Below are 12,712 nucleotides of genomic sequence, written 5' to 3'. Positions count from 1 at the left end.
CATTTACACTGAGCGTTTTTGCCATACCGGCGGCGTCGATGAAGCAGGAAGAGAAGGGAACCGTCGCGATCAGCCTCGTCGCCTACAGCGTCGCGCTCGCCACCCGGCGCGGCGTCGCGGCCGAGCCGCTGCTCGCGCAGGCCGGCATCGCGCCCGCGCTGCTCGCGCAGCCGCGCGCGCGGGTGTCGGCGCAGCAATACGGCGCGCTGTGGAACGCCATTGCGCGCGCGCTCGACGACGAGTTTTTCGGGCAGGATCGCCACCCGATGCGCAGCGGCAGCTTCATTGCGATGAGCCAGGCCGCGCTGTCCGCGCAGGACGGGCTGCACGCGATGGCGCGCGCGGTGAATTTCATGCACTGCGTGCTCGACGACCTGCACGCGGAGCTCGACGCCAACCCGCAGCGCGTGCGGCTGCGCTTCGTGCACCGCAACAGCGCCGCGGCGCCCGCGATGTTTACGTACGCGACCTATTTCATCATCGTGTACGGGCTCACCTGCTGGCTGATCGGACGCCGCATCCCGCTGCTGCACGCGAGCTTCCGCTGCGACACGCCGCCGGCCGACCACGAATACCCGTCGATGCTGTGCGACGACATGCGCTTCAACCAGCCCGATTCGTATGTCGATTTCGATCCCGAATTCGCGACGCTGCCGGTCGTGCAGAACGCGAAGACGCTGAAGGCCTTCCTGCGCAACGCGCCGGCCAGCTTCATCGTCAAGTACCGCAACCCGAACGCGCTCGCGCAGCGCGTGCGCACGGTGCTGCGCGGGATGCCGCCCGCCGCGTGGCCGGGCGCCGGCGGGATGGCCGCGCGGCTGCACGTGGCCGAGGCGACGCTGCGCCGCAAGCTGCACCAGGAAGGCCACGCGTACCAGTCGATCAAGGACACGTTGCGGCGCGACCTCGCGTTCGAGGCGCTGGCCGATCCGGCGCGGACCATCGCCGACGTTGCGGCCGCCGCCGGTTTCGCGGAACCGAGCGCGTTCTACCGCGCGTTTCGCAAATGGAGCGGGCGCAGCCCGGCCGAGTACCGGGAAGAAGCGCTCGCGCGGGGCGGCGCCGCCGGCTGAGTGCGCGGCCGGCGGCTCCGCCTTCGCGCTTTCCGCCGAAACCGCCTAATCTTCAAATATCGGGCCAACGCCCTTTCCGCGAGCCGGACGGCGTGCGGCCGCGCGCCGCCCGGACGCCCCAATGCGCATTCACCGTCATGGGCCGCCGCCGGCACCTGCATCGCCCGGTGGCCGCCCCCGTCACCCGCTGTCCGCGCGGGTCGCGCGCGCCGCGCTGTTCGCGGCGCTGCTCGTCGTGTGCGCGGCGGTTGCCGCTGCGCCTCCCGCTACCCAGCCCGCCACCGCACCCGTCGCCGCGCCGCCGGTCGTCGTGATTCCGGTCAACGGCGCGATCGGGCCGGCCAGCGCCGACTTCATCGTCCGCTCGCTCGACCGCGCGGCGCACGAGCACGCGCCGCTCGCGATCCTGCAACTCGATACGCCCGGCGGGCTCGACACGTCGATGCGGCTGATCATCAAGGCGATCCTCGGCTCGCCGGTGCCGGTCGCCGCGTTCGTCGCGCCGGGTGGCGCACGGGCCGCGAGCGCCGGTACCTATATCGTCTACGCGAGCCACATTGCCGCGATGGCGCCCGGCACCAATCTCGGCGCGGCGTCGCCGGTGCAGTTCGGCATCGGCGGCGGCGCGCCGGGTACGCCCGGTACGCCGGGGGCACCAGGTGCGACGAAGCCGTCGCCGGCCGGCGCATCGGGCGCGTCCGGCGCATCCGCGACACCGGCCGAGTTGCCGAACGACACGCAGTCGACCGAGATCCGCAAGGCGACCCAGGATGCCGCCGCGTACATTCGCGGCCTCGCGCAGTTGCGCGGACGCAATGCCGAGTGGGCCGAGCGCGCGGTGCGCGAGGCCTTGAGCCTGTCGGCAACGGAGGCGCGTGCGCAGCATGTCGTCGACCTGGTCGCGCAGGACCCGGCCGACCTCGCGCGCCAGCTCGACGGCCGCACCGTGACGACGACCGCCGGCACGCTGCACCTCGCGACCGCGCACGCACCGCTCGTCGTGCTGGCGCCCGACTGGCGCAGCCGCTTCCTGTCGATCATCACCGATCCGAACGTCGCGCTGATCCTGCTGACGATCGGCATCTACGGGCTGTTCTTCGAGTTCGCGAATCCCGGCTTCGTGCTGCCGGGCGTCGCCGGCACCATCTGCCTGCTGATCGGGCTGTTCGCGATGCAGTTGCTGCCGGTCAGCTATGCGGGCCTCGGGCTCGTGCTGCTCGGGCTCGGCTGCCTCGTCGCCGAGGCGTTCCTGCCGACCTTCGGCGTGCTCGGATTCGGCGGGATCGTCGCCTTCACGATCGGCGCGCTGATGCTGATCGACACCGACGTGCCCGGCTACGGCATTCCGTGGCCGGTGATCGTGGGCCTCGCGGCCGGCGGCGGGCTGCTCGTCGCCGTCGTGTCGAGCGTCGCGCTGCGCGCGCGGCGGCGGCCGGTGGTGACGGGCGCCGAGGCGATGGTCGGCAGCATCGGCGAAGTGCTCGACGACGGCCTGCACGCCGACCAGCCGCAGGGCGCGGCCGGCCCCGCCCCGTCGGCGGCGGGCTGGGCGCGCGTGCACGGCGAGCGCTGGCGCGTCGCGAGCAGCACGCCGCTGGCCGCCGGTTGCCGCGTGCGCGTCACCGGCCGCCAAGGGCTGACGCTCACCGTCGCGCCGCTTTACGACGTGCCGGCACACGAACAACAACACCAGGGAGCACCGTCATGATGGGCTACACGTTTGGCTTCAGCAGCGTCCTGATCGTCTTCATCGTGGTGCTCGTCGCATCGTCGATCCGCATCTTCCGCGAGTACGAGCGCGGCGTCGTCTTCATGCTCGGCCGGTTCTGGAAGGTGAAGGGGCCGGGGCTCGTGCTGATCATCCCGATCGTCCAGCAGGTCGTGCGGATCGACCTGCGCACCGTCGTGTTCGACGTGCCCGCGCAGGACGTGATCACGCGCGACAACGTGTCGGTGAAGGTCAATGCGGTCGTGTATTTCCGCGTCGTCGATCCGGAGAAGGCCGTGATCCAGGTTGCGCGCTTCTTCGAGGCGACGAGCCAGCTCGCGCAGACGACGCTGCGCGCGGTGCTCGGCAAGCACGAGCTCGACGCGTTGCTCGCCGAACGCGAGCAGTTGAATGCCGACATCCAGAAAACGCTCGACGCGCAGACCGATGCGTGGGGCATCAAGGTGTCGACGGTCGAGATCAAGCACGTCGACCTGAACGAGACGATGATCCGCGCGATCGCGCGGCAGGCCGAGGCCGAACGCGAGCGGCGCGCGAAGGTGATCCATGCGGAAGGCGAACTGCAGGCGTCGGAGAAGCTGCTGCAGGCCGCGCAGCGGCTCGCGCTGCAGCCGCAGGCGATGCAGCTGCGCTACCTTCAGACATTGACGACGATCGCGGCGGACAAGAATTCGACGATCGTGTTTCCGCTGCCAGTGGATCTGCTGGGGGCGCTGCTCGAGCGATTGAGCCCGCCGCGCGAGTAGTGAGACGCGCGTGCGCCGGCCCGCACGATGCCGCGGCCGATGCCGACCGACGGGCGCGGGGGCGCGGGGCCGCGGCGGCCGGGTGCCCGTCGCCCGGCGCCCGGCCCGCGTCAGGCCAGCAGCTTACGGTCGGTCTTGCCGTACTTGATCGACTTCTCGTCCGGGATCATCAGGCCCGTGTGCTCGTCGCGGCCCTGCAGCAGGAAGCGCGCGTCCGGCTTGCCGATCTGCTCGGCCGCGAGCTTGCTGTCCGCGCCGATCTCGCCCTTCTTCATTCGGTTGACGATCACGCCGGCCGCGGTGTCCTTGAAGTCGCGCAGCATCCATGCGTCGCCGTCGCTGTCGCCGAACACCAGCAGCGGGCCGTAGCCCTTCTTCGACGCGAGGACGTTGCGGATGCCCACCGTCTTGCCGGGCCCCCAGTTGAAATGCCAGCCGGCCGGATAGGTGCTCGTGTACTTGCCGTCCTGCATGTCGAGACGCAGGCCGATCACGTTCTCGGGCGGCACGCCGTAGCCATAGTTCGGATTGCCGGCGAATACGCGCACGACATCGTCGAGCGAAGCGGTGCTCACGTACACGTCGATGCCGTTCGCACGCAGCGTATGCATCACCGCGCGGATTTCCTCGTGAATGCGGATGCCGTGGAAATGCGTGTCGGCCACCACGCCTGCCTTGCCCGGCAGCGCCTTCGGGCTTTCGTAGCGGACCTTGCGCAGCGCGTCGCCGATACCGTAGTTGTTCGACGCTTCCGCCATCGCCTGCAGCTCGGCGGTCGTCATGTTCTTGTAGAAGTAGATGATCCACTTGTAGCCGACTTCGAGCGGATGCGTGTCGCAGATCGCGTCGTACATGAAGTACAGCTTCGCGCGAAAATCCTTGAACTGGTCGGTCTCGCGAATCTCGTCGAGGCTCTTGTCGCCGCCGAAACCCTTGTAGTTCGCGTAAAGCCAGCGGTAGTCGGACTCGACGTCGGCGGCGAGATCCTCCATCGTCACCGGCTTGCCGTCGACGGTCGTGTAGTCCTTCATGAACGCGCCCTTCGGCACGTCCTTCCACATCACGCCGACGAACTCGTCCGGCGTCAGCTTGTACTGCAGATGGTTGATCTGGTACATCAGCAACGCCTCTTCGCAGTCGTTCATGATGCACGTGTTGTCCCAGTCGAACACCGCGTACGGGCGGCGCTTCCCGTCGTAGCGCGCGCTCGCGACGCCGTGCTGGTCGAGCACCGCCTGCAGGCGCGCGGCGTTGAACGGCGACCAGCGGCCCGGGTCGAGCGCGTCCGGCGCGGTTGCGCTCTTCGCGCCGGCCATGCCGGCCTTGAGCATCAGCGGCGTCGCAGCGGTCGCCGCGGCAAGGGTGTTCATGAACTTGCGGCGTTGCATGGTCTCTCTCCGTAGGAAGGTCGAATCGACTTCGGTGCTGCCCCGCACGACGCGCGGCACACCGGTCCCGCGAAGCCGCGAAGGCGTCGAAACGGGGGCCGATGATGTGACGAAATTATTTCGGCAATTTGACAGCGTCTCGTCGCGACACGACGGAGACTTGATCCGGCGCGACATCCCGGGCCCGCGCGGAACTCGCGTGGCGCTCCCCGGCCGGCTCCCCCGTTCGGCACACGTGCGCAGCGACGGCCATCCGGCCCCGACCGCCGCAAACCTAGAGCTTCCCCTCCATTTCGGCCTTCATTAGGAGAAATCCTCACCTCCGCGCCAGGTCGAACCCGCTATGATCTTTACATCGATCAATGACACATTAAATGCTGACTGAATAACCCGCCGCCGGATCACCGGCGGATGCATTCCGGATCAGCGCCCCAGCCTTGCACCGGACCCGCGTCGCGCCGAGGCGCGAACCCGGGCCGACACATGGAGACGCATCATGACCGCCCACCATCCGCTGCCGGAAGTCCACCTCGACGAACTGCCGCAATTCCGCGCGGTCCAGCAGCTTGCGTACCGCTGCGTCGAGACCGTCGGCGCGATGCTCTACCCCGGCATCACCGAGAAGGAAGCCGCGCGCCTGCTGACCGAATGGCTGCAGGACAACGGCGTGCACGACTGGCTGCACAAGCCGTTCGCGTGGTTCGGCGACCGCACCGCGTTCCAGGGCTTCTCGGGCCTGAAGCACATGGGCGGCTTCAACCTCGCGTTCTTCCCGAGCAACCGCCAGCTCGAGACCGACATGCCTGTGATCCTCGACGTCGCGCCCGTGCTCGACGGGATCGTCGCGGACGTCGGCTACGCGCACTGCCTCGGCCACAACCCGATCCTCGAACAGCTGCAGGACGACCTGATGGACCATCGCGACCTGATCGTGCAGCTCGTGAAGGCGCGCCGTCCGATGGCCGAAGTCGCGCAGGCGGTCGACGCGCTGTGCCGCCGCCAGGGCGTCGAGCCGCGCCACAAGGCCTATCCGTTCAAGGTGCTCGCGCATCGTGTCGCGAAGATCCACAAGCTGTCGAAGCCGCGCTTCGTCGCGCGCTTCGGGCTGAACGCGACGCGCAACCTGCTGCTCGACCAGGGCCGCGCGGCGAAGCAGCAGGGCTGGTCGCCGCTGTGGTCGATCGACCGCCGCTCCGAGCATGCGCCCGTGCCGGGCCTGTGGGCCGTGGAGCCGCATCTCGGCTTCGCCGGCGTCGGCGCGAAATTCGAGGAATTGCTGGTGATCACCGACGACGACGCGTACTGGCTCGACGACGACCTGCCGCACGTGCGCCGCTGGCAGCGCCGCCAGGCCGAACGCGCGCCGGCCGTCGCGACCGTGCAGGCCGCCGCCTGACACGCACGCGTTGCGCCTTCCTCCCGAATCCCTGAACGACGGACTCACGATGCAGCCTCTTTCCGACGAAGCGCCGCTGGCCCTGTTCGAATCGGTCCACAGCGAAACGGCCGTCGCCTCCGGCGACCTGACGCTCGCGGTGCGAACCTGGGGCGACCCGGCCCGCTCGCCGGTCGTGCTCGTGCACGGCTACCCCGACGACAGCAGCGTCTGGCAGCAGGTCGCGCCGCTGCTCGCGCGCAAGCACTACGTGATCGCCTACGACGTGCGCGGCGCGGGCCTGTCCGGCGTGCCGAAGCGCACGGCCGACTATCACCTCGCGAAGCTGACGGACGACTTCATCGCGGTGATCGACTCGCTCTGCCCCGGCCGCGCGGTGCACCTGATCGCGCACGACTGGGGTTCGATCCAGGGCTGGGAGTTCGTCACCGATCCGCGGCTCGCCGGCCGCATTGCGTCGTACACGTCGTGCTCGGGGCCGTGCCTCGACCATGTCGGCTTCTGGCTGCGCGAACGCGTGCTGCACCCGACGCCCGCGTCGCTCGGCAAACTCGGCGGCCAGCTCGTGCGCTCGTGGTACGTGTACCTGTTCCACCTGCCGTTCGTCCCCGAACTCGGCTGGCGGCTGTGGCTCGGCCGCGCGTGGCCGGGCCTGTTGCGCCGGGTCGAGAAGACGCCGGCCACGCCGCGCCCGACGCAGGCCGACGACGGCGCGCGCGGCGTGCGCCTCTATCGCGCGAACTTCATCCGCTGCCTGTTCGCGCCGCGCGAGCGCTACGCGCACGCACCGGTGCAGACGATCGTGCCGCTCGGCGACAAGTACGTGAGCCCGGCGCTGTCCGAGAACCTGTCGCGCTGGGTGCCGCAGTACTACCGCCGTGAAGTCGCGGCCGGCCACTGGCTGCCGCTCGCCGATCCCGCGCGCTTCGCGGGCCTCGCCGAGCAGCTGATCGACGCGATCGAATCGGGCGAAGAGCCGCCCGCGCTCGCGAACGCACGCCGCCGCGCGACCAGCGGCCGCTTCAGCGGCAAGGTCGCGGTCGTCACCGGCGCGGGCAGCGGCATCGGCCGCTGCGCGGCGCTCGCGTTCGCCCGCGAAGGCGCGACCGTCGTCGCGTGCGACATCGATCTCGCGAGCGCCGAGCGCACCGCGCTGCTGCTCGGGCTGACCGGTGCGCAGGCATACGCGAAACGCGTGGACGTCGGCGCCGCCGACGAGATGGAAGCGCTCGCGGCATGGGTCGGCAGCGAGCTCGGCGGCGCGGACATCGTGATCAACAACGCGGGCATCGGCATGGCCGGCGGCATCCTCGACACGAGCGAGCGGCACTGGGAGCGCATCCTGCACGTGAACCTGTGGGGCGTGATCCACGGCTCGCGGCTGTTCGCGCAGCAGATGGCCGAGCGCGGCGCGGGCGGCCACATCGTCAACACCGCGTCGGCCGCCGCGTTCGGGCCGTCGCGCGACCTGCCCGCTTACGCGACGACGAAGGCCGCCGTACTGATGCTCAGCGAATGCATGCGCGCGGAACTCGCGGAAAAAGGCATCGGCGTGACGGCCGTGTGCCCGGGTTTCGCGGAAACCGGAATCATGGCGTCGACGCAATACGCGGGTGCCAACGCACAGGACGAAGCGCGGCTGCGCAAGCGCGCGACGAAGCTGTACCAGATACGCGGCCTGAAGCCGGAAACCGTCGCGCAGGCGATGGTCGACGGCGTGTTGCGCAACCGGCCGGTCGTGGCGGTGGGCACCGAGGCGCATGCGCTGCGCTTCGTCGGCCGCTTCATGCCGTGGCTCGGCCGGATGCTCGCCCGCATCAGCATGGCCTCGCATTGACGGCGCAGCGCGCCGCACAGGAACGGAGAGACACAGATGACCGCTACCGCCGACTATCACAAGATCAAGGCCCGGCACGTGAAGTTCGACTTCGGCGACACGCCGATCACCTGGGTGCCGAACGACCCGGGCAGCACGCACATCATCAACACGCTGAACCTGCTGTTCCCGGAAGGCGAACTGTGGTTCTGCCGCGTGTACAACAAGGCGCTGCCGCACATCACCGATGCACGCCTGCGCGACGACGCCGAAGGCTTCCTGCGCCAGGAAGCGGTGCATTCGCGCTCGCACGGCGGCGTGCTCAAGCATTACTACGACCGGCACGGGATCGACACGAAGCCGTTCACGCAGAAGCTGAACTGGCTGTTCACGCGCGTGCTGGGCGAAGCGCCGTTCGGGCTGAAGATCGGCCATACGCGCTTCTGGCTGCGGCAGCAGCTCGCGGTGATCGCGTCGCTCGAGCATTTCTTCGGCTATCTCGGCAACTGGGTGCTCAACGCGCACGGGCTCGACGAAGGCCGTGCCGATCCGACGATGGTCGACCTGCTGCGCTGGCACGGCGCGGAGGAAGTCGAGCACCGGACCGTCGCGTTCGACATCTACAACCACATGGGCGGCAACTACCCGGAGCGCTGCCTGCACATGGCGTTCGTGATCGTGCTGCTGCTCTACTTCATCACGAGCGGCGCGAAGTTCATGTACCGGCGCGATCCGGCCGCCGGCCGGTATCCGGGTTTCGTGCTCGCGTGGTGGAAGGGTTCGCGGCGCGGCCACCTGCCGTCGTTCTGGAAAGTGATCGGCGCGGCGCTGCGCTATTTCAAGCCGGGCTATACGCCGCACCACGAAGGCTCGACCGAGCAGGCGCTCGCGTATCTGGCGCGCTCGCCGGCCGCGCAGGCGGCCGCGCACGGCGGCAACTGGGGCACGACGAAAGGCGCGTGACCGGGTTCGCCGGCGGGTTCGCGACGGTTTCGGCGGGGGCGTCCGCCGAAATGCGTACAATCGCGGCTTCATTTCCCGGAGGTGCCGCGATGGCCATGAAGAAAACCGATCTAGAAAAGAACAAGGCGCTCAAGCTGACGCACGCGCTGAAGCAGTCGGGCTCCGCCCGTTTCGGCAAGGGCGCCGAGGACGCGGCGAAGCTCGATCGCCGCGCGCAGCGCAAGCTCGACCAGGAACAGGGCCTCGTGCCGTTCGCGTGCAAGCTCAACGCCGAACTCGTCGAACAGCTGAAGGCACGCGCCGCCACGCATCCGAACGGCATGACGGGCCTGCTGTCCGAACTGCTCGTCAACGGCCTCGCCCAGCGCGACGCGTGACGCGCCACGTTTCTCGAAAATAGTCGTTGACAACGCCGTACGACATCGACAAACTCGTTCGCATGCCTACGTTCAAGCTCATCGCCATCGCGAATCATTGCCCGGTGAACATTCGAAAGAATGGATCACGGGAGGCGCTTGTGCGTTAGCATCCGAGCAGTACCGCATGTCACACGAGGCCTCACCGGAAACGGATGAGGCCTTTTTGTTCTGGTGCGCGTCATCCGTCCGGCTCTACGAATGGAGAAGACGATGGACCAGGCAAGCCCGTTGTTACACCGTCCCGATTCGCGCCGCACCGGCGCGATCGCGTTACCGACCGTCGTGATCCGTTTCGCGGTTGCGCCGCGCACGACGCTGACCTGGCGCGCGCCGGGCGATGCGGAAATTCGTGCGCACGGCGCGCCGCTGTGGATCACGCGGCCGCCGAGCGTCGACGACTACTGGGTACAACCCGGCGACGTGCTGCGCATCGCGCGCGGCGATCGCATCTGGCTCGGCACCGATGACGACCGGCCGGCCGAAGCGTCGATCACCACGGCGTACGTGCGGCGCGGCGAACGGCTGAGACGCACGCTCGCGCGAATGCAACGTTTGCTCGCCGGACGATGGCGAAGACGGGAGTGACGATGCGCGATTCCGTCGCGCGACGGGACACCGGAACGCGCGGAATCAACGCATCCGGAAACGGACGCACCCGCGGCGCCATGCGTCGCAGGTGCGCATCGAATGACGCGGCACGCGCGTGCGTGCCGCGAGCGATCGCGCGCCGTGCGCAACCCTTGCATGCATCGCGTGCATCAGGTGCTGGCGGCGAGACGCGGGCCCGTGCTGCGGGGAGTGGCATCGAGGTCGGGGCGTTGCGCCGCCTGCGAGGTCACCCACGGGTCGATGCCTTGCTTTTGCACCTCCTCGAGAAATGACACCCGTGCACGCCAGTAATCCGCCTGTAATTTCGCATCGATGACGCGCTGTTCGGCTGCGAACAGTTCCATGCGCGCCGTCACGAGCATCGACGCAGCGGTTTTTTCCGGCGTGGGGGCGTGCCGCATCGCCCAACGGCTGATCCAGTTCAACATGCTCACCTCCGGGATGACGGACGAACCCGCATCGGGCAATCGCAACCGGTCGCGCCTGCCCGAATGCGCAACGACCGTCACCGCACTTCACCGCCTGGCCTGCACGGACTGCGACTCCCCCGCGTCGGCAACAACTGGCCGGCGTGTGCGCGCGGTGTATCTATCCTAGAAAGACTTGCCGGTTAACGCGATGACGTCTTGCAATCTTTTACACAGAAACCACAGTCGGGCCCGCAGCGCGAAATGACAGTTGCGGACGGAACGGGTTCGGCGCAGGATAGCCCGATATCTGCAACCGCCTCGACTGATGAATGGCCGCTGCAGGCCGGTGCGCACCCGCGCCGGTCATGCCGCGCGCGCGTTCGCGCATGCATTGCGGCCGTCCTGCGTTCGTCCAGCATGCGGGTGCGCCATTGCAGTCGCATGTCATCGCATGTCATCGCGCGGCGGCCGCGCGCCGCATGCCGGTCATGTCGTTGCGCCCGCATCGGCCGACCCGGCCCGCCGCCCCTCATCGAATCGTTTCCATCGTTTCTCCCTGCCCGCTTCGTCCGAACCGGTAAAATGCGCGCCTTCCTCGCGCGGGCGGCCTGTCCGACCGTTCGCGCGAACGCAGCCGATCGTGCCCCGCAACTATATCGTCCGAGCTATCCGCGCTATTACAATCCGCCGATAGCGCGGCAATAGTGGCTGGTTACAGTAGGCCGGCCTCGCGCTGCCTTACAACAATTCGGCACAAACAACAAGCAACACGACAACCCGACCGGAGAAAACGCCTTCATGGAATCCATCAAGCGGTATTTCGGCTTCGCTGAAGCCGGCACCGACTTCCGCACCGAAATACTCGCGGGCGTCACCACGTTCCTGACGATGGCCTATATCATCTTCGTCAACCCCGCGATCCTCGGCGACGCCGGCATGCCGAAGGAATCCGTGTTCGTCGCGACCTGCCTCGTCGCGGCGCTGGCATCGATCATCATGGGGCTGTACGCGAACTATCCGATCGCCTGCGCGCCCGGCATGGGCCTGAACGCGTATTTCGCTTATACGGTCGTCAAGGGGATGGGCTTCACGTGGCAGGCCGCGCTCGGCGCGGTGTTCATCTCCGGCTGCCTGTTCCTGCTCGTCACGCTGTTCCGCGTGCGCGAGGCGATCGTCAACGGCATTCCGAAATCGCTGCGCATCTCGATCACCGCCGGCATCGGCCTGTTCCTCGGCATCATCTCGCTGAAGACCTCGGGCGTGATCGTCGGCAGCCCGGCCACGCTCGTCACGCTCGGCGACCTGCACAAGCCCACGACGATCCTCGCGATCATCGGCTTCTTCACGATCGTCACGCTCGACCACCTGCGCGTGCGCGGCGCGATCCTGATCGGCATCATCGGCGTCACGGTCCTGTCGTTCTTCTTCGGCGACAACCAGTTCCATGGCGTGTTCTCCGCGCCGCCGTCGATCGACGCGACGCTGTTCAAGCTCGACATCGGCGCCGCGCTGTCGACCGGCATCATCAACGTGATCCTCGTGTTCTTCCTCGTCGAGCTGTTCGATGCGACCGGCACGCTGATGGGCGTCGCGAACCGCGCGGGCCTGCTCGTCGAAGGCAAGATGAACCGCCTGAACAAGGCGCTGCTCGCCGACAGCACCGCGATCGTCGCGGGCTCGGTGCTCGGCACGTCGTCGACCACCGCGTATATCGAAAGCGCGTCGGGCGTGCAGGCCGGCGGCCGCACCGGCGTGACGGCGATCACCGTCGCCGTGCTGTTCCTCGCGTGCCTGTTCATCGCGCCGCTCGCCGGCGTCGTGCCGGGCTACGCAACGGCACCGGCACTGCTGTACGTGTCGTGCCTGATGCTGCGCGAGATGGTCGACGTGCCGTGGGACGACGCGACCGAAGCCGTGCCGGCCGCGCTGACCGCACTGCTGATGCCGTTCACGTACTCGATCGCGAACGGCGTCGCGTTCGGCTTCATCGCGTACGGCGGCCTGAAGCTGCTGACGGGCCAGGCGCGCACGGTCAAGCCGATCGTGTGGATCATCGCGGCCGTGTTCCTGTTCCGCTTCTTCTATCTCGGCAGCGAGTGACGCACGCGCATCGGTGCGCTGCACGATGAAAAAACGCCACCTTCAGGTGTAGTGCCGTCCGGT

11 protein-coding genes are annotated in these 12,712 nt (G+C 68.3%); 9 read left to right on the top strand and 2 right to left on the bottom strand.

Features of this window, described 5'->3' with window-relative positions:
• Positions 1-38: 38 nt before the first annotated feature.
• From U4Y91_RS22610 to U4Y91_RS22600, 3 genes are all read left to right on the top strand, one after another.
• Entirely contained in the window at positions 39-1,073 is a 1,035-nt protein-coding gene (locus tag U4Y91_RS22610; RefSeq protein WP_321806938.1) for an AraC family transcriptional regulator, read from the top strand.
• Between the two features lie 121 nt (positions 1,074-1,194).
• Complete coding sequence (locus U4Y91_RS22605; protein ID WP_321806937.1) at positions 1,195-2,781, top strand: nodulation protein NfeD; 1,587 nt, start codon at positions 1,195-1,197, stop codon at positions 2,779-2,781.
• Positions 2,778-3,548 carry a slipin family protein gene (locus U4Y91_RS22600; RefSeq protein ID WP_321806936.1) on the top strand — a complete coding sequence of 257 codons (771 nt, stop codon included), beginning with the start codon at positions 2,778-2,780 and terminating at the stop codon, positions 3,546-3,548. Before U4Y91_RS22605 ends, U4Y91_RS22600 begins: the two co-directional genes overlap by 4 nt.
• A 110-nt stretch (positions 3,549-3,658) precedes the next feature.
• Here U4Y91_RS22600 and U4Y91_RS22595 read toward each other — a convergent pair whose 3' ends face one another.
• Positions 3,659-4,936: a haloacid dehalogenase-like hydrolase gene (locus tag U4Y91_RS22595; RefSeq protein ID WP_044846880.1), complete on the bottom strand. Its 1,278-nt coding sequence runs from the start codon at positions 4,934-4,936 to the stop codon at positions 3,659-3,661.
• 496 nt (positions 4,937-5,432) lie between these two features.
• Between U4Y91_RS22595 and U4Y91_RS22590 the strand changes: the two genes are divergently transcribed.
• From U4Y91_RS22590 to U4Y91_RS22570, 5 genes are all read left to right on the top strand, one after another.
• On the top strand, positions 5,433-6,332 hold the full coding sequence (locus U4Y91_RS22590) for a M24 family metallopeptidase (protein WP_044846879.1): 900 nt from the start codon (positions 5,433-5,435) through the stop codon (positions 6,330-6,332).
• Between the two features lie 49 nt (positions 6,333-6,381).
• The gene (locus tag U4Y91_RS22585; RefSeq protein WP_321806935.1) at positions 6,382-8,169 is read left to right on the top strand and encodes an SDR family oxidoreductase; all 1,788 of its coding nucleotides are present in this window, start codon (positions 6,382-6,384) and stop codon (positions 8,167-8,169) included.
• Positions 8,170-8,205: 36 nt separating this feature from the next.
• Positions 8,206-9,111 (top strand): metal-dependent hydrolase, encoded by a 906-nt coding sequence (locus tag U4Y91_RS22580; protein ID WP_321806934.1) that lies wholly within the window; start codon positions 8,206-8,208, stop codon positions 9,109-9,111.
• Between the two features lie 89 nt (positions 9,112-9,200).
• Entirely contained in the window at positions 9,201-9,488 is a 288-nt protein-coding gene (locus U4Y91_RS22575; protein WP_321806933.1) for a hypothetical protein, read from the top strand.
• A 252-nt stretch (positions 9,489-9,740) separates the two neighbouring features.
• On the top strand, positions 9,741-10,115 hold the full coding sequence (locus tag U4Y91_RS22570; protein ID WP_321806932.1) for a DUF2917 domain-containing protein: 375 nt from the start codon (positions 9,741-9,743) through the stop codon (positions 10,113-10,115).
• Positions 10,116-10,288: 173 nt separating this feature from the next.
• On the opposite strand, the gene U4Y91_RS22565 is transcribed toward U4Y91_RS22570, so the two are convergent.
• Positions 10,289-10,567 carry a hypothetical protein gene (locus U4Y91_RS22565; RefSeq protein ID WP_321806931.1) on the bottom strand — a complete coding sequence of 93 codons (279 nt, stop codon included), beginning with the start codon at positions 10,565-10,567 and terminating at the stop codon, positions 10,289-10,291.
• A 780-nt stretch (positions 10,568-11,347) separates the two neighbouring features.
• Between U4Y91_RS22565 and U4Y91_RS22560 the strand changes: the two genes are divergently transcribed.
• Entirely contained in the window at positions 11,348-12,649 is a 1,302-nt protein-coding gene (locus U4Y91_RS22560; RefSeq protein WP_321806930.1) for an NCS2 family permease, read from the top strand.
• Positions 12,650-12,712: the final 63 nt, after the last annotated feature.

Source organism: Burkholderia sp. BCC1993, assembly GCF_905339865.1.
Classification (GTDB): domain Bacteria; phylum Pseudomonadota; class Gammaproteobacteria; order Burkholderiales; family Burkholderiaceae; genus Burkholderia.
Note: the sequence above shows the minus strand (reverse complement) of the source record. Positions and strands in the feature narration are given on the sequence as shown.